The organism is Pseudomonas sp. YuFO8 (assembly GCF_035065025.1).
Classification (GTDB): Bacteria; Pseudomonadota; Gammaproteobacteria; order Pseudomonadales; family Pseudomonadaceae; genus Aquipseudomonas; species Aquipseudomonas putida_AE.
The window spans coordinates 71464-90717 of record NZ_JAXDEQ010000014.1 but is presented as its reverse complement, the minus strand read 5'-3'; the positions used below and the strand labels follow the sequence as shown (position 1 = coordinate 90717).

The following is a 19254-nucleotide window of genomic DNA, read 5'->3' as shown; positions in this document are numbered from 1 at the left end:
AGACCATGTGAGCAACCGAGGCGAGCAGGCGCTGCTCAAGCAATCGACCTTCCTGATGCTGGCCGTGGCGATCGCCGGTATCGTCACCGGCGTTGTCTCAGGCGCCCAATCCATCCTGTTCGATGGCTTCTTCTCGCTGATCGCGACCTTTATCAAGGTGCTGATGCTGATCACCGCAAAATTGATCGCCAAGGAAAGCAACCAGCGTTTCCAGTTTGGTTTCTGGCATCTGGAACCCATGGTGCTGCTGATCGAAGGCAGCTTCCTGTTGCTGATCGCCATCTACGCGTTTCTCAACGGTGTGTTCGGCATCATCAATGGTGGCCGCGAGATTGAGCTTGGGCTGGTGATCGTCTACGCGGCGGTGTTTACCGTCGTTGAGTTCGCCTATTTCTTCTACGTGCGCCATCGCAATCGAAAACTGAAATCAACGCTGCTGCAATTCGACAACATCAGCTGGCTGGTAGACGCGATGCTGTCGGCAGGCTTGCTGGTGAGCTTTCTCGCCGCACTGTTGCTCAAAACCCAGGGTTACGCCGAGTGGGCGGTTTATGTCGATCCGCTGATCCTGATCCTGCTGGCCCTGAGCATGCTCGCGCCGGCTTTCAGGATTCTTGGCCCGGCATTGCGTGATGTGCTGGGAATCGCCCCGGATCAGCTGGACGACAAGGTGAATCAGGTGCTGGCGGAGGCGAAGATCGAGCATGGTTTCGACGACTACGTTTCCTACGTGCAGAAACACGGCCGGGCCTGTTTTATCGAGATTCACATCGTGTTGCCGACGGATTACCGGCTGCACAGCGTGGTGCAGCTGGATGCGCTGCGAGAGGAAATTTCCGCGAAGCTCGGCAAGCCTGATGCGGCGAGGTGGCTGACCATCAGCTTTACCGGGGACAAGAAGTGGATCGCGTAAATCCTGTAGGAGCTGCCGCAGGCTGCGATCTTTTAGCTGTCAGTCGAGATACTCAGCCAACCCACGGTAACAAGTCGCCAAGTGATAAGGCGTAGTCGACGGCATGTCCCGACGGCTCACTTCACCCTGCTCGTCCCGGCATTCATACCAGCCACCCGCGTGCAGCGAGCGCTGTTGCAACGCCTGCAACTGGCGAAGTACCGCAGCCTCGCTGCCCGGCCGCAGGGTCAATGCACGCAGGTACTCGGCCTGGGCCCAGATTCGCTGCGTCGCGTCCCGAGAACAGCCGTCCGGCCCCAGGTCGAGCATGGCCCGCACGGCACCGGTCTGTGGATCGACGCCCAATTGCTCGGTGAAGGCAAAGGCGCGCTCCAGCGAAGCGTGCAAGGGTGAACCGCGCAGCAACTCGGACGACTCCAGCAGGAAATACCACTCGAACTGATGCCCCGGTTCGAACCAGTTATCCACAGCACCCAAGGGTTTTTCCATCAACACGCCGTGCTGCGGATCGATAAAACGCTGCTGCATCCCTGTGCATAAGTCGACAAGCGCCTGCTGCACGGCGAGGTCTTCACGCACTGCCAGCGTGGCGAGGAAGGCTTCAGCCAGGTGCATCAGCGGATTCTGCAGCGGTCCGCTGTTCAGCGATGACCAGTCACGATCCAGGCTCGCTTCGTAGAGGCCGTCGCCGCTGGCGAAACGTTGCGCGATCACTTCCAGGGCGGCGTTGAGCACCGATTCCACCAGCGGCTCGCGGACTTTGTCCCAGTAATGGGCGCAGGCGAACAGAATGAAGGCGTGGGTGTAGAGGTCTTTACGCTGATCCAGCGGCGCGCCCTGGGGGTCGATGCTGTAGAACCAGCCCCCGTGCTCGGCATCGTGGAAGTGCCGCTGCAAGGAACGGAACAGCGCCGCCGCGCGTTCCTGCGCGCCGGGCACCTGGTCGATCAGGCTGGCGAACAGGTACAACTGCCGCGCGCAGGCCATGGCCCGGTAGCGTTGCGGGGGCAGCGGCGTGTGCTCGGCGTCCAGCGCCTCATAGGGCAGCGCCATGTCGGCATTCCAGCCGGGGCCTTGCCAAAGCGGCACGATCACGTCCTGGAAGTGCTGTTGCACCGAGGCAAACAGGGCGGTCAGTTCAGGCTGGGAGGCGGAGCGGGAAACAGGCGGCATTGGCTGGCGTCGTCACGGCAGGGTTGATTGCGCGACATGTTAGCAGGCCTGAGGGATGTGGTGTCTGTCCGGCCGCCTTCGCGAGCACAATCGATAGAGAGCTAGCCGGCCAACAACCAGACTCCGGTCGCCGCCGAAGCCGCACCCGCCAGTCGAACCAGCGGCGCCGCCACCTGAGGCAACACCCGCACCATCACATAACCGGCGGTATGCAGCGCTGCGGTCGCCGCCACAAACCCTGCCGCATACGCCCAAGGACTCGACATGTCCGGCAATTCCAGGCCATGGGCCACGCCATGGAACAATGCGAACAGTGCAGTGGCACCCATCGCCAGACTCAAAGGCGGACGCACCGCCAAGGCAACCGCCAGGCCCAACGCCAGCACAGACGCAGCAATCCCGCCTTCCATTACCGGCAGTTCCAACCCTTCAAACCCCAGCATCCCGCCAATCAGCATGGTGCCAACGAACGTGCACGGCAGCACCCAGCGCGCAGCACCTTGCTGCTGCGCCGCCCACAAGCCAACCGCGAGCATCGCCAACAGATGATCGAGGCCACCGATCGGGTGGCCAATACCGGCGATCAAGCCATTGTCACCGTGCCCCGGGTGGGCCAGCGCAATGGCCGGTGTCAACAGCAGGGCCATGGCGCCCAGAATGCGTTTGAGTGTCATGCAGAAGCTTCCTTGTTGATAAGTCATGGTCAGGCTGCCGTCAGCAGGCCCTGGCGTTCGATGAAGGCGATGATCTCTTCCAGGCCCTGGCCGGTCTTCTGGTTGCTGAACACGAACGGCTTGCCGTTGCGCATGCGCGTGGTGTCGCTGTCCATCAGGGTCAGCGACGCACCCACCAGCGGCGCCAGGTCGATTTTATTGATCACCAGCAGATCGGATTTGCAGATCCCCGGTCCGCCTTTGCGTGGCAGCTTGTCGCCCGCGGAAACGTCAATCACGTAGATGGTCAGGTCGGACAGCTCCGGGCTGAAGGTGGCCGAGAGATTGTCGCCACCGGATTCCACCAGGATCAGGTCGAGCCCCGGGAAGCGGCGGTTCAACTGATCCACGGCTTCGAGGTTGATCGAAGCGTCTTCGCGGATCGCCGTGTGTGGGCAGCCGCCGGTTTCCACGCCGATGATGCGTTCCGGCGCCAACGCTTCGTTGCGCACCAGGAAATCCGCGTCTTCGCGGGTGTAGATGTCGTTGGTCACCACGGCCAGGTTGTAGCGTTCGCGCAGGGCCAGGCACAGGGCCAGGGTCAGGGCGGTTTTGCCGGAACCGACCGGGCCGCCGATGCCGACGCGCAAAGGTTGGGTGTTCATGTGATTCTCCAAAATGAAAGGCCCTAGGAACGGAACAGGCGGCTGTACTGGCGCTCGTGGGCCATACACGCCAGGGACAGGCCAAACGCGGCGCTGCCATAGTGTTCGGGGTTGATTCGGGTAGCGTCCTGCTGGGCTTGTTGCAGCAGCGGCAGCAGTTCACTGGTCAGGCGCTGCGCGGCCTGCTGGCCCAATGGCAGGGTTTTCATCAGTACCGCCAGTTGGTTTTCCAGCCAGCTCCAAAGCCACGCGGCCAGCGCATCCTGCGGGCTGATCTGCCAGGCGCGAGCGGCCAGCGCCCAGCCCAGGGCCAGGTGGGGTTCGGGTCGTTGCTGGAGAAAGGCGCGCGCTGCTGAATCAAGCTCAGGCAGGCCGTTGAGCAACTGCTGCAAGGAGTAGCCCATTTGCCGGCTTTCCTGATGCAGCTCGCGGGTTTCCCGGCTGGCGCGGTGTTCTTCGCAGCGCTGCAGCAGTTCGCTCCAGTTTTCCTCGGCCGCCGCCACGCAATGGGCGAGTAGCAGCGGCGCCTCGAAACGGGCGAGATTGAGCAACAGCTGATCACTGATCCAGCGGCGCGCGCTGTCGGGATCGTGCACACGGCCGTTGTCCACGGCCATTTCCAGGCCCTGGGAATAGCTGTAGCCGCCAATCGGCAACTGCGGACTGGCCAGGCGCAGCAATGCCCATGCAGGGTTCATGGGCGCACGCCGAACTGGTGCAGTTTTGGCGGGTAGTTGAAGTCTTCATCACCGTGACGCGAATGATGATGGCCGCCGCCGTAGGCGCCGTGTTCAGGTTGAAACGCAGCTTCGATGGGCTCGGCCTCGGCGCCGAGTTGTTCGAGCATGGCCTTGAGCACGTAGTCGTCGAGCAGGCGCAACCAGCCGTCGCCCACTTGCAAGGCCACATGGCGATTGCCCAGGTGATAGGCGGCACGGGTCAGTTCGAAGGCATTGGCGCAGGTGACGTGCAGCAATTGCTCGGGACGGGCACAGACACGGACAACGCGGCCATCCTCGGCTTGCAGACATTCGCCGTCATACAAGGGCGATTGACCCCGCTCCAAAAACAACCCGACGTCTTCGCCCTGGGCACTGAAACAGCGCAAACGGCTTTTGCTCCGGGCTTCGAAGGTCAAGTGAAGTTCGGCGGCCCAGTCGGGTTGAGGGTCGATTCTGCGATGAATCACCAGCATCGGAAAGCTTCCAGCAATGGACAATGCTCAGGCTAGAGCAAGGGGCTTGCCAATCCGGGGATGCGTAGGAAATACCTGTAGGAGGCGTAGGAAAAGTTTCTGGGTGTCGAGGGTTTTGGCTGAAATTGGTGCACGGTTTTTTCCATGTGCACCAGGTTGAAGCCAGTCAGGTGTTCTTTCGCGGTGCTTACTCGGTACTGCCGAGCCCCTGCCAATGCTTGAGGCCGATAAAGATGAACCGCAGCTGTTGGGTAATCTTTGCCTGGGGCGTCAAGTGCTCGGGCAGCGCCTCGACCGGCGGATCGATAATGTCCGGCAAGGTGGCGAACACGCTTTTGACGATCAGGTCGGCCATGACGCTCAGGCCGGCCATGTCCAGGTGTTGCAGTTTCGGCATCAGGGACAGGTCGGCGGCCAGGTCCGAACTGATGTTTTCGCGCAGTCGACCGATGGCCAGGCGTACCGGTAACGAGCCACCATACTGTTCCCTGGCCAGGAACAGGAATTGCGAACGGTTGGCTGACACCACATCGAGAAAAATCCGCACGGACGCGTCGATGATGCCGCCCATGACGAACTCGTTGTGGCGCACCAGGCGAATGGTTTCACGGAAGGTCTGGCCGACCTCGCTCACCAGCACCAGGCCGAGCTCATCCATGTCGGTAAAATGCCGGTAGAAACCGGTGGGGACGATTCCGGCGGTTTTCGCCACTTCGCGCAGGCTCAGGCTGCCGAATCCTCGGCCGCCCTCCATCAAATGGCGGGCCGCGTCCATCAAGGCGTTACGGGTTTGTTGTTTCTGTTCGGCGCGGGGCAGCATCGCAAGGGCGTTTTCTGAAAAGGACTGCGGCGCACTCTAGCAAATCGGCTTTGCCGGCGTCGAATGACAGAGGGAATCAGGCGGGGAGGTACGGCTTCGATAAACGGAACAGCCAGAAAGTCAAAAGCCCAATCCGGTGATTGGGCTTTTTTTCGGGGCCGCCATGGGCTCAGCTCATAGCGCTGTTGCGTTCGATGACACGGTCACCACCGCCTTCGGCAACGGTTTGACCTGGGGTACGGTCGGAACCATCAGCGGCAACGGTTTGACCTTGTGGAGTCTGGTCGTAGCCGTCCTCTGCAACAGTTTGACCTTGTGGGGTTTGATCGTAGCCGTCTTCAGTGATCAGGCCTTTTTCTTTCAGGCGATCGTTACCACCTTCGGCAATAGTTTGACCTGGAGTGCGGTCGGAGCCATCAGCGGCGACGGTTTGGCTGAACACCGAGTGAGTGTCTTTGACTTGCGGGGTAGCCTGGTCGGCGGCTGGCAGTGCAAAAGCGGTGCTGGCCAGCATTGAAAGTGTAAGGCTAAGCAGAAGTTGGCGTTTCATGATGGGGTGCTCCGTAGGAGTGCGATAAATTGGGTACGAGGGCAATGCTACTCTCGATAAGTCGATATAAAAGTTCATAAACGCAATGTTAATAATCAACGGAATTGATTGTTCTCTACAGCCCTTGTAAACCGGGCCTTTGCGACGCACTGCGGTGGGTATTTTCGACTCGCCCGCGCCACGCAAAAGTGCGTCGCCGGTAACGTCGGACGGGAGGAGGGGGCCGCGTTGAACACCGTCAATTGCGGCTAAATCGGCTTTTCCATTAAACCTGCGGGCCATTTTCCAGTCGTAGATTGCATGATGGGCCGGTTCTGGCCCTGCGTTTCTCCTGAGCATCGCGATCGTGGCGCTCAGCCGTATCAGGAGCTCTGTGCAATGACGCGCACCCGTAAGATTCTCGCCTGGACCCTGGCCAGCTTCGTTGTGTTGTTGGCCGTGCTGGTGCTGATCATCGTGTTCTTCGACTGGAACCGGATCAAACCGCCCCTCAATGCCAAGGTGTCCGAAGAACTGCACCGCCCCTTCGCCATCAACGGCAATCTGGCGGTAGTCTGGCAGCGCGAGCCCGACGAGGGCGGCTGGCGGGCCTGGGTGCCCTGGCCGCACGTGGTGGCGGAAGACCTGAGCCTGGGCAACCCGGACTGGTCGAAGGCACCGCAGATGGCCAGCCTCAAGCGCGTCGAGCTGCGCATATCGCCCCTGGCCTTGTTGGCGCAGCGCGTGGTGATCCCCCGCATCGACCTCACCGAACCCAATGCCGAGTTGCAACGCCTGGCCGACGGTCGTGCCAACTGGACCTTCAAGTTCGACCCGAAAGACCCGAACGCCGAGCCCTCACCCTGGGTGTTGGATATCGGCGCGATCGGCTTCGACAAGGGACATGTCACCCTCGACGACCAGAGCCTGAAAACCCAACTGGACCTGCTGATCGACCCCCTGGGCAAGCCGATTCCCTTCAGCGAAATCGTCGGCGACAAAGCGGCGAAAACCGTGTCCGAGCAAGGCGCTGCGCCCCAGGATTACGCGTTTGCCCTGAAGGTCAAAGGCCAGTATCACGGCCAGAAACTCACGGGTCAGGGCAAGATCGGCGGCTTGCTGGCGCTGCAGGACGCGGCCCGGCCGTTTCCGCTGCAGGCGCAAGCGAAGATTGCCGATACCAGCGTCGAGCTGGCCGGCACGCTGACCGATCCACTGAATCTGGGCGCCCTGGATCTGCGCCTGAAACTGGCCGGCGCCAGCCTGGGCAACCTCTATCCCCTGACCGGCGTGACCCTGCCGGATACGCCGCCCTATGCCACCGACGGCCATCTGATCGCAAAGCTGCATGAGCCGGGCGGTGCGGTATTTCGTTATGAGGAATTCAACGGCACGATCGGCGCGAGCGACATCCATGGCAGCCTGACCTACGTCGCTGGCAAGCCACGGCCCAAACTCAGCGGTTCGCTGCTATCCAATCAATTGTTGTTTGCCGACCTGGCACCGTTGATCGGCGCCGACTCCAATGCCAAGCAGAAAGCCCGCGGCGGCGAGAGCAAACAGCCGGCGGACAAAGTACTGCCGGTCGAGGAGTTCAAGACGGATCGCTGGCGCGACATGGACGCGGATGTAGAATTCACCGGCAAGCGCATCGTCCATAGCGAAAAGTTGCCATTCAACGACCTCTACACGCACCTGGTGCTCACCGATGGCGTACTCAGTCTGGAACCGCTGCGATTCGGCGTGGCCGGTGGCAAGCTGGATGCGCAGATTCGCCTGAACGGGCACACCGAACCGCTGGAAGGCCAGGCAAAACTGACCGCCCGGGGCTTCAAGCTCAAGCAGTTGTTCCCGACCTTCGAGCCAATGAAAACCAGCTTCGGCGAACTCAATGGCGATGCCGACATTACCGGGCGCGGCAACTCGGTGGCCAAGTTGCTGGGCAGTGCCAATGGCAAGCTGAAAATGCTGATCAATGACGGCGCCATCAGTCGTGAGTTGATGGAGTTGGCCGGGTTGAACGTAGGCAACTATGTGGTTGGCAAGATCTTTGGCGACAAAGAAGTGAAGATCAACTGCGCCGCTGCCGATTTCGATATCAAGAGTGGTCTGGCCACTACGCGGTTGTTCGTCTTCGATACCGAGAACGCGATCATTTACATCGATGGCACGGCGAACATGGCCACCGAGCAGCTGGACTTGACCATCACGCCGGAATCCAAGGGCTGGCGGCTGATCTCACTGCGTTCGCCGCTGTATGTGCGAGGCAAGTTCATCAAGCCCGACGCTGGCGTGAAAGCCGTACCCTTGATGTTGCGTGGGGCCGGGATGGTTGCACTGGGTGTGATTGCCGCGCCGGCGGCGGGGTTGTTGGCGTTGGTTGCACCAAGTGGCGGAGAACCGAATCAGTGCGCGCCGTTGCTGGAGCAGATGAAGGCGGGTAAAGCACCGAAGTCCGTCGAAAGATAGAAGCCTGTTTAGGAGCGCACGCTAATGGTGTCGAGTTTGCCAATAGCGTGCGGGTCGTATGGCACATAAGTGCTAGTTTGACGAGGAGGCAGCATCAAGGTGAAATAGTCTTGTTTTAATTTTGCTGCCGAGCTTTTCAATTACGGTATTTCGAATGTTGGCATAGTTTTCTTCGCCCAGAAAAGTAATCCACTGGTTGATTTTCGGTGTGCCATTTATTTTACTCGATGGCAGTTCTTCGTCGAAAATGGAAACGTCAATGCGGCCACTAGTCTCGAAGCGAATCAGCGATGATATGACCATTCCGCCATCGCAAACAATGGTCAGAAGAGGGCAGATTGTCGTGGTTGTCTGTTTGACGCTGTTATCTGTTGTTTGGAGTCTTTTTTGTATTGCAGACAGGATTTCGGAATCATTTGGTAAGTGTTTTATTTCAGAGAGACATTCGGTCATCTTATCCAGCTGAGTGGCTGATAGATAACGGGATAAAGCAAGTTTTGCAAGGCTTGAGATGCTCGCTGATTGCACTTTGGGGTTTTGAGTGCCGTCGCTTTTAAGTAGCCATGATAGTGATCCCAAGAGTTTTTTGTACGAGTGGAACCAGTCATCTGTAGCAATGCCCTTCGGATTTGAAACCAGATGCGCTAGCAAGCTGGAATTCAAAATGTCACTTTTGAAAGAGTTTGAATGCTCTCCAAAAAACAAAGTGACGTTTCCATCGACAATATAGATGTCCAATGTAGTGTCGGTCATAGAGTTTTTCGCTTTCATTATAATTGAAATAGCTCGTGAGGACTCGCGAGCTACTATTCGAGAATATTTATCAGTCCATGTTCGGAATGTCGGCAAGTGCGTTTTTGGCGGTAGCGCCGATTTTATCAAGAACAGCTTGACGTATCCCCGCATAAACGTCCACGTTGAGGTATACGGCCTGTGCGGCTGTTTTTATTCTTGTTTCCTGGGTTGTTGACTTCCACCAAAGAATACCTCGACTGCTTTCACGTACGTTCAGGGTATTGCAGTTAAGAATCATCATTGGGTAGCCTTCCTTGGTCTCCCAAATCGGTGACATGTCAAATTTTGCGTCAGATCCGACATTGGCTGTACCGTTATAAATATCAACCAGGCCGTCACTTTGTTTGATTTTTGCCAAGCCTTTACCAGCCAGTTCCGCTAGTTTTGAAATGTTAGCGCCTACAAAGCCTTGCATCACATACAGAGCCACGGTGTCCATTGTCAAACCGCTACGTTTAATTGTCTGCTCTTTTAATTGTGAGGCTTGGGTAATCCAGCCGAGCTTTTGCAAAGTGTCGACGTAATACTTGTACCACTGGTATAGCTCTTTTTGCGGGTCGTAAAGTTTAGTGGCTGCATGTTGTACTAATTGCTTGCAGCTATTGACGTCTCTACGATTTTGTTCGCCAGTGCCCGCCATGAATAGGTTGACCATTTCATTTCCAACGGTTCCGCTTGGCTTGTTTGGATCAATCGGAACTTCAGGTGCGAAAGCTCGAATGGTTGGCATGCTGGCTGCGGGCAGAGGAGGCAGAGAGTCCAGAAGTTCAAGTCTTTGTTCGATGTGCATGTCTATAGTCCTTTATAGTTTTTGAACAGAGTGTTTGTCTGTTGGTTCAATATAAAGAACTACGTGTTGATGTCTAGCGAGTCTTTGTAACTCTATGCTGTTAGTTTTTTTATGCGGGTGCAGCAGGTGGTGAAGTAAACTTTGTGGAGGGTTTAAGCAAGCTGTCTAGTTGTTGAAGGTTTTTTAATTTTCGTTGTATTCGGTCTGCAGGTTGCACTACGAGTGTGATATTTTATGTCCAGGGGACTCAAAGTCCAAGTTGCCGCCAGGCAATAGTCCGGACATTCGAGCTTCCTCCCGCAACCACGCAAAAAAATCACGCACCGGTGGATGTCGCTCACGTCCCGGTACACACAGTGCGCTGTAACCGGCACCATCAACCTGGATTTCCCCCCGATAAGCCATCAGCAACCCACTGGCCACGCTTTCTGAAATCAGGATATTACTCGCCAGCACCAGGCCCTGACCGGCAATCGCCGCTTGCAAGGCGTAATGTTCTTCATCGTATTCGCGCACGGTGGGCTGACCCGCCAACCAATCCTCGCCGGACTGTGCGCACCAGGCTTCCCAGCCATGGGCGTAGAGCTTGGAATTGTGCCAGCGCACGCTGATCAGCGTAGGCGTGTGATGGGTAGCCAAGGCCACTTGTTCCGGCGAGCCGTAAACTCCGAAAGACTCGTCGAACAGGCAAAGGCCATACAGGTTCGGATAGTCATCGAGGCTGTAGCGCACCACCAGGTCGACACTGGCGTCCTGATGCAGATCGATCACTTCGCAATGGGTGTCCAGGCGCAGGCTGATGTTGGGGTGTCGAGCATAGAATCGGCCCAGGCGCGGCACCAGCCACAGGGCGGCGAAGGCGGCGGTGGTGGAGATCGTCAGGTTCGTGCCGCTGCGGTGCGGACGCAGGGTGTCGACGCTTTGCGCCACTTCCAGCAAGGCGCCGTGCAGGCTGTGGAACAGCCGTTCGCCACCTTCGGTCAGGCGCACCTGGCGTGGCAAGCGTTCGAATAGCGCCACACCTAGCCAACTCTCGAGCGAGCGGATCTGGTGAGACACCGCCGTCGGTGTCACTGAAAGCTCCTCGGCGGCGGCCTTGAAACTCAGCAGGCGCGAGGCGGATTCGAAAGCGCGCAGGGCGGTCAATGGCAATGAGGCAAACATGATATCTCCATGGATGAAATAGATTCATCCGGACTGACTTTTGTTCAGTTGTAGTGGGCAGCAGTGAGTTACAAGCTGCAAGCCACCCGCAATTTGAGTTTAGTCCCAAGGAGAGTCAGATGAGCACAGTTCTTGCGATTCATGCCAGTCCACGAGGGGATCGTTCGCACTCCCGGCGTTTGGCGGAAGTGTTTCTGTCGGCTTGGCAGGCCCGTCACCCGCAATCGAAGCTGACCCGCCGCGAAGTCGGCCGAGCGTTGATCCCACCGGTCAACGAAGCGTTCGTGGCCGCCGCGTTCTATCCCGAACCCGACGCGCGGCCCCTGTCGATGCAAGCGGATCTGGCATTCAGCGACACGCTGGTCGGCGAGTTGCTCGGACATGACGTGCTGGTGATTTCCACGCCGATGCACAATTTCAGCGTGCCCAGCGGCTTGAAAGCCTGGATCGACCAGATCGTGCGGCTCGGGCTGACCTTCAATCACACCCTGGATAACGGCATCGCGCAGTACGAGCCACTGGTGCAGGGTAAAAAGGCCTTGATCGTGACCAGTCGCGGCGGTTTCGGCTTCGGTCCGGGCGGCGAGCTGGAGGCAATGAACCATGCCGATACGCTGCTGCGCACGGCGCTGGGATTCATCGGCATCACCGATGTCACGGTGGTCGCCGCCGAAGGCGAAGAGTCCGAGGCGCGCACGTTCCAGGTCTCCGCCGCCGAAGCAGAGCAGCGCTTGCTGGCGCTGGCCAGGGAGTTCTAGATGGCCTGGCTGTTTTTGCTGATCGCCGCCGGGTTCGAAGTGACCTTCGCCATGGGCATGAAGTACGCCGAGGGCTTTACCCGGCTCTGGCCCTCGCTGATGACCATCGTGGCCGCGGTGGGCGGGATTTATTTTTTGACCCTGGCCATGCGCGAGTTGCCGGTGAGCATCGCCTACCCGATCTGGACCGCCATCGGTTCCCTGGGCACGGTGTTTCTCGGCTTTGCCTTGCTCGGTGAGAGCCTGACCGCGGTCAAGCTGCTGTCGGTCGGGCTGATCGTGGCAGGTGTGGTGGGACTGAAGTAGGGCAGATGTCCTAGACTGGTCGTCGGTTTGTCATGTTCGCTGGCGAAGCTTGGCGGATGTCTTGCATCCGCTATGCATCACCTCACGATCACAAGGATGTCTCGCCCATGTCGCAAGGTTTGGCCACGCGTTACCCATTGGTGCTGGTCCCGGGAATGCTCGGGTTCATCCGTTTGGTGCTTTATCCGTACTGGTACGGGATCGCCGAGGCATTGCGCCGTGGTGGTGCGGTGGTGTTTGCGGTGCAGGTTTCGCCGCTCAACTCCGATGATGTGCGCGGTGAGCAACTGCTGGCGCGGATCGAGGAGATTCTGCGCGAGACCGGTGCCGGGAAGGTCAACCTGATTGGCCACAGCCAGGGGTCGCTGACCGCCCGCTACGCAGCAGCCAAACGCCCGGACCTGATCGCCTCGGTGACCTCGGTGGCGGGGCCCAATCATGGTTCGGAACTGGCGGACTATCTGCACAAGCACTATCCGCATGACAGTGCCATGGGGCGGCTGGTGAGCTTTTTCATACGGTGCGTCGCGGCGCTGATGTGCCTGCTGGAAACCGGCTATCGCGGACCGAAGTTGCCTGTGGATATCCACGCTTCCCATCATTCGCTCACCACTGAGGGCGTGGCGCTGTTCAATCAACGTTATCCACAGGGGCTGCCTGAAACCTGGGGCGGGCAGGGGCCGGAACAGGTGAACGGCGTGCGTTACTATTCCTGGTCCGGGACCTTGCAGCCGGGCAAGACCGATCGCGGGCGCAACCTGTTGGACGGTACCAACCGCAGTTGTCGTTTGTTTGCCAGAACCTTCGTTCGCGAGGCCGGGCATTGCGACGGGATGGTCGGGCGGTATTCCTCGCACCTGGGGACGGTGATTGGCGACGAGTATCCGTTGGACCATTTCGACATCGTCAATCAGTCGTTGGGGCTGGTGGGGAAGGGGGCGGAGCCGATCCGATTGTTTGTCGAGCATGCGGCTCGGTTAAAGGCTGCCGGTTTATAAGATCAAAATCAAAAGATCGCAGCCTGCGGCAGCTCCTACAGGGGGAATGCGTTCCCGCAGGCTGCGACCTTTTTGGCTCAGGCAACGCTGACCTTGCGGCCCAATACGGTGGTCCAGCGCTCGGAAAGAATCACCCCGCCCAACGTCAACATCCCGCCCACCAGGTGATAAAGCGCCAACTGCTCATGCAGCACCACCGCCGCAATCAGCGCGGTAATCAACGGCAGTAAATTGAAGAACAGCGTGGTCCGGCTCGGCCCCAAACGTACCACGGCCTGCATCCACGCCAGCGGTGCGACCATCGAGGCCAGCAGGCAGGCGTAAAGCACCAAGGGGATGTTCTGCAAGGTCAGGCCGGTTTTCGGTGAGGCGAGAAACAGCGGAAACAACACCACCACCGCGACCAGCACCTGCAAGTACAGCAGCACCAATGGCGGCAAGCGCAGCTGCCATTTTTTCAGCAAGGTGCTGTAGATCGCGTAGGCCAGGGTGGCGATCAGCATCATCGCGTCGCCCAGGTTCACCCCGTGTTCCAGCAGCACGCCCAGGCTACCGGACGAGACCACCACCAATACCCCGGCAAACGACAGCACCGCACCGGCCAATGCGCCGATGGTCAGGCGTTGGCCGAGGCTGATGATCGCCATGGCCAGCGACATCAAAGGCATCAACGACAGGATGATGCCCATGTTGGTGGCGGAGGTCAGGCTCGCGGCGAAGTACGCCAGGCTTTGGTAAACCGCCATGCCGAGCACGCCGAGGACAAAGATCTTGCCCAGGTTCGGGCGAATAGCCGGCCAGTGGGCAATCACCGATTTGAGCATGAAGGGCGTGAACAACAAGCCGGCCAGCAGCCAGCGGTAGAATCCGATCTCGGCGGGGAAGATCGCCCCGGCCGACATTTTGGTGATGACGGTGTTGCCGGCCCAGATGAAAATGGCCAGCAGGGGATAAGCGTATTGCATGGGGAAAACCAGAACGTTGATAAGGGGTAATTATCCCTTGTCTGGTTACAGGCCTATACTTCAATACAGACAACCGACCGCCAATTCCGGACAGCATGACCAGTAAACACATCGACCTGCTGGATTTCAGCGAGTTACCCGCCCCGGTGTACTTCCGCTACGCCGATTTCGATGCCCATCGCTTTGCCTCGGCCCATCGGCACCCGTGGGGCACGCTGGAGTATTCGGCCCATGGCGTACTGCACATGGAAATCGGCGGCAGTCGCTTCATGTCACCACCGCAATACGCCGTGTGGGTGCCCCCCGAGACCGAGCACAGCTTCTACAGCAACCAGCCGATCAATTATCGCGCAGTCTGCCTGGCGCCCACCCTTTGCGCTGATCTGCCACAAGAGGCTTGCACACTGGCCATCAGCGACATCCTCAAGGCAATTCTCAAGGACTTTGCCGCCCGGGACGTGAAGATCCCCAAGCAGGCCGCGGACCAGCGCCTGGCCCAGGTGTTGGTGGATCAACTGCAGCAAGCACCGGTGCATGAGTGTTATCTGCCCTATGCCAGCAGTAGCCGATTGCTTGGAGTCCTTGAGGCACTGCAAGCCGAGCCTGGGGATAACCGGCCCTTGGCAGACTGGGCCGCACAGATTCATGTCAGCGAACGCACGCTGGCGCGGCAGTTTGTCCGCGAGTTGGGCATGAGTTTCGGTGAGTGGCGCCAACGCCTGCGCTTTCTGACGGCGATCGAGGCGCTGGACAGTCACCGCAGCATTCAGGACGTCGCCTTCGACCTGGGCTACAGCACCGGCTCGGCGTTCATCGCCATGTTCCAGCGCCAGGCCGGGTGTACGCCGGAGCAGTATCGACGCAGCCACCTGGAGACAGGATGAAGGTGTTACAGGTGTTGTCTACACTCCAGTGCAAGACCGTTCCCCCTCGGTGCGGTGACAAGGAGAACACTCCATGACGATGTTGCGCGCCCCTTTGCTGCTGATCGGTTTGCTCCTGTGTTCCCAAGGTTTTGCCGCCACTGACCAACAGAACAAGATGACCACCTGCAACGCCGACGCCACGGCCAAAAGCCTCAAGGGCGATGAGCGCAAACTCTTCATGAGCAATTGCCTCAAAGCGACACCGGCGGCCACTGAAGCCGTCCCTGCCTTGACGCCACAGCAGGAGAAAATGAAAACCTGCAATGCCGATGCCACGACCAAGGCCCTCAAAGGCGATGAGCGCAAGGCGTTCATGAGTGATTGCCTGAAGAAAAAATAAACACTGGGCCGGGAATGAGAATGCACCTTCGCGAGCAGCGCATATAACCAATCACCCTCCGACAAAGGTCGACCCACACATTCCCTAGTGCTGCCATCGGATCGCTGGCAGACTGCCAATCCTTTTACGCCGTTCGTTTTGAGGCTGTATGCCAACGTTTTCTCAACGTCATGTGTTGCTGGTCATTAGCTGGGTCATCATCTTTGGCGGGCTGCTGCTGGTGATCCCGCTGCGGTTGTTGCCCAGCCTGCTGGCCGGGTTGCTGGTGTTCGAACTGGTCAACATGCTCACCCCGCAATTGCAGCGGCTGATCGAAGGCCGGCGTGCGCGGTGGCTGGCGGTGGCGTTGCTGGGCACATTGGTGGTCAGCGCGTTGACGCTGATTTTCGCCGGTGCCATCAGCTTTCTGTTGCACGAAGCGGAAAACCCCGGGGCTTCCCTCGACAAGTTCATGGGCGTGGTCGATCGCGCGCGCGGGCAATTGCCGCCGTTCATCGATGCCTATCTGCCCGCCAGTGCAGCGGAGTTTCGCGTGGCGATCGGCGAGTGGGTGAGCAAGCACCTCAGTGACTTGCAGTTGGTGGGCAAGGATGCGGCGCACATGTTCGTGACGTTGCTGATCGGCATGGTGCTCGGGGCGATCATTGCCCTGCAACGCATCCCGGACCTGACCAAACGCAAACCGCTGGCCGCGGCCCTGTTCGACCGCCTGCACCTGCTGGTGCAGGCGTTTCGCAACATCGTGTTCGCGCAGATCAAGATTTCCCTGCTCAACACCTTCTTTACCGGGATTTTCCTCGCGGTGGTGCTGCCGATGTTCGGCATCAAGCTGCCCCTGACCAAGACCCTGATCGTGCTGACCTTCCTGCTCGGCCTGTTGCCGGTGATCGGCAACCTGATGTCCAACACGCTGATCACGATCGTCGGCCTGTCGCTGTCGATCTGGGTGGCGCTGGCCGCGCTGGGCTACCTGATTGTCATCCACAAGCTCGAGTATTTTCTCAACGCGCGGATCGTCGGTGGGCAGATCAGTGCCAAGTCCTGGGAGTTGCTCCTGGCAATGCTGGTGTTCGAAGCCGCGTTCGGCCTGCCGGGGGTGGTGGCAGGGCCGATTTATTATGCGTACCTGAAGAGCGAGTTGAAGCAGGTCGGGATGGTTTGATCCGAGAGATGTAGCGCCTGATCTGACGCCATCGCCAGCAGGCTAGCTCCCACATTGGAATGCATTTCACTGTGGGAGCTAGCCTGCTGGCGATGGGGGCGACTCGGTTTCGGATCAGCCCATCGAACCGTAACGCTTGGCCGCCTCAATCGCCAGGCCACTGCCGATGCTGCCAAAGATATTCCCTTCCACATGCCGTGCATTCGGCAACATCTCCGAGACGCTGTTGCGCAGCGCCGGAATACCACTCGAACCCCCAGTGAAGAACACCGTGTCCACCTGATCGACCCGCACATCGGCGTCGGTCAGCAGCTGGGTGACGCTATTGCGCACGCGTTCGAGCAGGTTATCGATGGCCGATTCGAAAAGGGCACGGCTGAGCTCCACACTCAAGCCGGCTTCGATGCGATCCAGCGGTACGTGGCGGTGGTCTGCATGGGTCAGCTGGATCTTGGTCTCTTCGACTTCCATGGCCAGCCAGTGCCCGGCGCGCTGTTCGATCAGCTTGAACAGGCGGTCGATGCCACCGGTGTCTTCGATGTCGTAGCGCATGCTGCCCAGGGCCAGCTGGGACTTCTGCGAATACACCGAGTTGATGGTGTGCCAGGTCGCCAGGTTCATGTGGTGGCTGGTGGGCATGTAGGCGCCGCTCTTCATCCGGCTGCCGTAGCCGAACAGCGGCATCAGGCCCTGCAGGCTCAATTGCTTGTCGAAATCGGTCCCGCCGATGTGCACGCCGCCGGTGGCGAGGATGTCATCCTGGCGGTTATCCATGCCCCGACGCTGCGGCGACAGACGCACCAGCGAGAAGTCGGAAGTACCACCGCCGATGTCGACGATCAGTACCAGCTCTTCCTTCTCGATGGTCGACTCATAGTCGAACGCGGCGGCAATCGGTTCGTACTGGAAGGAGACTTCCTTGAAGCCGATCTTGCGCGCGACGTCCACCAGGGTGTCTTCGGCCTCTTTGTCGGCCATCGGGTCATCGTCGACAAAAAACACCGGACGGCCCAGCACCACTTCTTCGAATTCCCGACCGGCGGCGGTTTCGGCTCGGCTCTTGAGCTGGCCGATGAACAGGCCGAGCAGGTCCTTGAACGGCATCGCCGTGCCCAGGACGCTGGTGTCGTGCTTGATCAGCTTGGAGCCCAGCAGGCTCTTGAGCGAGCGCATCAACCGCCCTTCATAACCTTCCAGGTACTCGTGCAGCGCCAGCCGGCCGTACACCGGGCGGCGTTCTTCGATGTTGAAGAAGACCACCGAAGGCAGGGTGATCTTGTCGTCCTCCAGCGCGATCAGCGTTTCCATGCCGGGGCGCAGCCAGCCGACGGTGGAGTTTGACGTGCCAAAGTCGATGCCCACGGCACGGGCTGGAGATGCGTTGTTCATGTCTTTGCGGTTCCGGTTAAAAAACGGCCGCGCAGTGTATGTCAGTGCGCGACAGATTCGAAGGCCGACTATCTGCTAATTCCGGGAAACAATGTCTTGAAAGATGGCTCAACACCCCCAAACTACCCTGCATCAAGCTGGTAGCCGCGGAGCACCCGTAAGTCGCACCGCCCGCTGCCGATAAACTTCTTACGCGCCGCCCGGTCACAACCTTGAGATCGGTCTAACCTTGTGCTGCAAACACGTGCATGCTGGGGCAGGTGGCGCGATTTCGATAACGGATGGTGATTCCCGCGATGGACTTCAAAGACTATTACAAGATTCTCGGCGTGGAGCCGACAGCAGACGACAAGGCGATCAAGGCGGCCTATCGCAAGCTGGCGCGTAAATACCACCCCGATGTCAGCAAGGAAAAGGACGCCGAAGCCAAGTTCAAGGACGCCTCTGAAGCCTATGAGGCGTTGAAAAGCGCTGACAAACGCGCCGAATACGATGAATTGCGCCGCTATGGTCAGCATGGTCAACCGTTCCAGGGACCACCGGGCTGGCAGAGCCGTGGCGGTTTTGGCGGCGGTGGCCAGGACACCGGTGACTTCTCGGATTTCTTCAGCTCGATCTTTGGTAATCGTGGCCCTGGCTTCGGCGGGGCGGAATCACGTCGCAGCACCGGACGCCGAGGGCAAGACGTGGAGATGGAACTGGGCGTTTTTCTCGAAGAAACCCTGTCGACCGAGTCGAAGAAGGTCACCTTCCAGGTGCCGCAGTACAACCCGGCCGGCCAGCATGTGAGCAACACCAGCAAAAGCCTGAACGTGAAGATCCCGGCGGGTGTGACCGATGGTGAACGCATTCGCCTCAAGGGCCAGGGCGCTCCGGGAGTCGGCGGTGGTGCCAATGGCGACCTGTACCTGACCATTCGCTTTGCGCCACACCCGAAATTCGACGTCGAAGGCGAGAACCTGATCATCACCTTGCCCTTGGCACCGTGGGAACTGGCGCTGGGCACCGAAGTCGCCGTGCCCACCCTGACCGGCAAGATCAACCTCAAGGTCCCGGCGGGCAGCCAGAACGGCCAACGCATGCGCGCCAAGGGCCACGGTCTGATGAACAAGGCCGGCGAACGCGGTTACCTGTTCATCCAGTTCAAGGCCGTGATGCCCAAGGCCGCAGACGATGACGTCAAGGCGTTGTGGCAGGAACTGGCCAAGAAAGCCGCTTTCAACCCGCGAGAAAACTTCTGAACC

Annotated in this window: 21 protein-coding genes; 9 read left to right on the top strand and 12 right to left on the bottom strand. The window is 59.2% G+C overall.

Annotation, left to right across the window (positions count from 1 at the left end):
* The first annotated feature begins 7 nt into the window (after positions 1-7).
* Positions 8-913, top strand: coding sequence for a cation diffusion facilitator family transporter (locus SOP95_RS14865; RefSeq protein WP_274076823.1), 906 nt, complete (start codon positions 8-10; stop codon positions 911-913).
* Positions 914-952: 39 nt separating this feature from the next.
* On the opposite strand, the gene SOP95_RS14860 is transcribed toward SOP95_RS14865, so the two are convergent.
* The 7 genes from SOP95_RS14860 to SOP95_RS14830 form a co-directional block, all read right to left on the bottom strand.
* Entirely contained in the window at positions 953-2086 is a 1134-nt protein-coding gene (locus SOP95_RS14860) for an AGE family epimerase/isomerase (RefSeq protein ID WP_323607447.1), read from the bottom strand.
* Between the two features lie 101 nt (positions 2087-2187).
* Entirely contained in the window at positions 2188-2760 is a 573-nt protein-coding gene (locus tag SOP95_RS14855) for a HupE/UreJ family protein (protein WP_323607446.1), read from the bottom strand.
* A 29-nt stretch (positions 2761-2789) separates the two neighbouring features.
* Entirely contained in the window at positions 2790-3404 is a 615-nt protein-coding gene (gene ureG / locus SOP95_RS14850) for an urease accessory protein UreG (RefSeq protein WP_274076826.1), read from the bottom strand.
* Between the two features lie 23 nt (positions 3405-3427).
* On the bottom strand, positions 3428-4102 hold the full coding sequence (locus tag SOP95_RS14845; RefSeq protein WP_274076827.1) for an urease accessory protein UreF: 675 nt from the start codon (positions 4100-4102) through the stop codon (positions 3428-3430).
* Complete coding sequence (ureE, locus tag SOP95_RS14840; RefSeq protein ID WP_323607445.1) at positions 4099-4599, bottom strand: urease accessory protein UreE; 501 nt, start codon at positions 4597-4599, stop codon at positions 4099-4101. The genes SOP95_RS14845 and ureE overlap by 4 nt, the downstream gene beginning before the upstream one ends.
* Positions 4600-4786: 187 nt before the next feature.
* Positions 4787-5419, bottom strand: coding sequence for a TetR family transcriptional regulator (locus SOP95_RS14835; RefSeq protein ID WP_274076829.1), 633 nt, complete (start codon positions 5417-5419; stop codon positions 4787-4789).
* Between the two features lie 169 nt (positions 5420-5588).
* Complete coding sequence (locus SOP95_RS14830; protein ID WP_274076830.1) at positions 5589-5969, bottom strand: hypothetical protein; 381 nt, start codon at positions 5967-5969, stop codon at positions 5589-5591.
* A gap of 378 nt (positions 5970-6347) precedes the next feature.
* Between SOP95_RS14830 and SOP95_RS14825 the strand changes: the two genes are divergently transcribed.
* Positions 6348-8417 carry an AsmA family protein gene (locus SOP95_RS14825; protein ID WP_323607444.1) on the top strand — a complete coding sequence of 690 codons (2070 nt, stop codon included), beginning with the start codon at positions 6348-6350 and terminating at the stop codon, positions 8415-8417.
* Positions 8418-8489: 72 nt separating this feature from the next.
* Here SOP95_RS14825 and SOP95_RS14820 read toward each other — a convergent pair whose 3' ends face one another.
* The 3 genes from SOP95_RS14820 to SOP95_RS14810 form a co-directional block, all read right to left on the bottom strand.
* A complete protein-coding gene (locus tag SOP95_RS14820; RefSeq protein WP_274076832.1) occupies positions 8490-9170 on the bottom strand; it encodes a hypothetical protein in 681 nt (226 codons plus the stop codon).
* A 70-nt stretch (positions 9171-9240) separates the two neighbouring features.
* Positions 9241-10002: a hypothetical protein gene (locus tag SOP95_RS14815; protein WP_323607443.1), complete on the bottom strand. Its 762-nt coding sequence runs from the start codon at positions 10000-10002 to the stop codon at positions 9241-9243.
* Between the two features lie 216 nt (positions 10003-10218).
* Positions 10219-11166, bottom strand: coding sequence for a LysR substrate-binding domain-containing protein (locus SOP95_RS14810; RefSeq protein WP_323607442.1), 948 nt, complete (start codon positions 11164-11166; stop codon positions 10219-10221).
* A 119-nt stretch (positions 11167-11285) separates the two neighbouring features.
* Between SOP95_RS14810 and SOP95_RS14805 the strand changes: the two genes are divergently transcribed.
* The 3 genes from SOP95_RS14805 to SOP95_RS14795 all read left to right on the top strand — a co-directional run bounded on the left by SOP95_RS14805 (position 11286) and on the right by SOP95_RS14795 (position 13228).
* Positions 11286-11924: an FMN-dependent NADH-azoreductase gene (locus SOP95_RS14805; protein ID WP_323607441.1), complete on the top strand. Its 639-nt coding sequence runs from the start codon at positions 11286-11288 to the stop codon at positions 11922-11924.
* On the top strand, positions 11925-12230 hold the full coding sequence (locus tag SOP95_RS14800) for a DMT family transporter (RefSeq protein WP_046819737.1): 306 nt from the start codon (positions 11925-11927) through the stop codon (positions 12228-12230).
* A 107-nt stretch (positions 12231-12337) separates the two neighbouring features.
* Complete coding sequence (locus tag SOP95_RS14795) at positions 12338-13228, top strand: esterase/lipase family protein (protein WP_323607440.1); 891 nt, start codon at positions 12338-12340, stop codon at positions 13226-13228.
* Between the two features lie 77 nt (positions 13229-13305).
* Here the strand turns inward: SOP95_RS14795 and SOP95_RS14790 are convergent, their stop codons facing one another.
* Positions 13306-14193 (bottom strand): DMT family transporter, encoded by an 888-nt coding sequence (locus SOP95_RS14790; protein ID WP_323607439.1) that lies wholly within the window; start codon positions 14191-14193, stop codon positions 13306-13308.
* A 95-nt stretch (positions 14194-14288) separates the two neighbouring features.
* Between SOP95_RS14790 and SOP95_RS14785 the strand changes: the two genes are divergently transcribed.
* The 3 genes from SOP95_RS14785 to SOP95_RS14775 all read left to right on the top strand — a co-directional run bounded on the left by SOP95_RS14785 (position 14289) and on the right by SOP95_RS14775 (position 16621).
* The gene (locus tag SOP95_RS14785; protein ID WP_274076838.1) at positions 14289-15077 is read left to right on the top strand and encodes an AraC family transcriptional regulator; all 789 of its coding nucleotides are present in this window, start codon (positions 14289-14291) and stop codon (positions 15075-15077) included.
* A gap of 73 nt (positions 15078-15150) precedes the next feature.
* Positions 15151-15459 (top strand): PsiF family protein, encoded by a 309-nt coding sequence (locus SOP95_RS14780; RefSeq protein WP_323607438.1) that lies wholly within the window; start codon positions 15151-15153, stop codon positions 15457-15459.
* A 148-nt stretch (positions 15460-15607) separates the two neighbouring features.
* Positions 15608-16621: an AI-2E family transporter gene (locus tag SOP95_RS14775; RefSeq protein WP_274076840.1), complete on the top strand. Its 1014-nt coding sequence runs from the start codon at positions 15608-15610 to the stop codon at positions 16619-16621.
* A gap of 114 nt (positions 16622-16735) precedes the next feature.
* Here the strand turns inward: SOP95_RS14775 and SOP95_RS14770 are convergent, their stop codons facing one another.
* Positions 16736-18010: an Hsp70 family protein gene (locus tag SOP95_RS14770; RefSeq protein WP_323607437.1), complete on the bottom strand. Its 1275-nt coding sequence runs from the start codon at positions 18008-18010 to the stop codon at positions 16736-16738.
* Between the two features lie 296 nt (positions 18011-18306).
* On the opposite strand from SOP95_RS14770, the gene SOP95_RS14765 reads away from it, so the two are divergent.
* A complete protein-coding gene (locus SOP95_RS14765; protein ID WP_274076842.1) occupies positions 18307-19251 on the top strand; it encodes a DnaJ C-terminal domain-containing protein in 945 nt (314 codons plus the stop codon).
* The last annotated feature ends 3 nt before the right edge of the window (positions 19252-19254 follow it).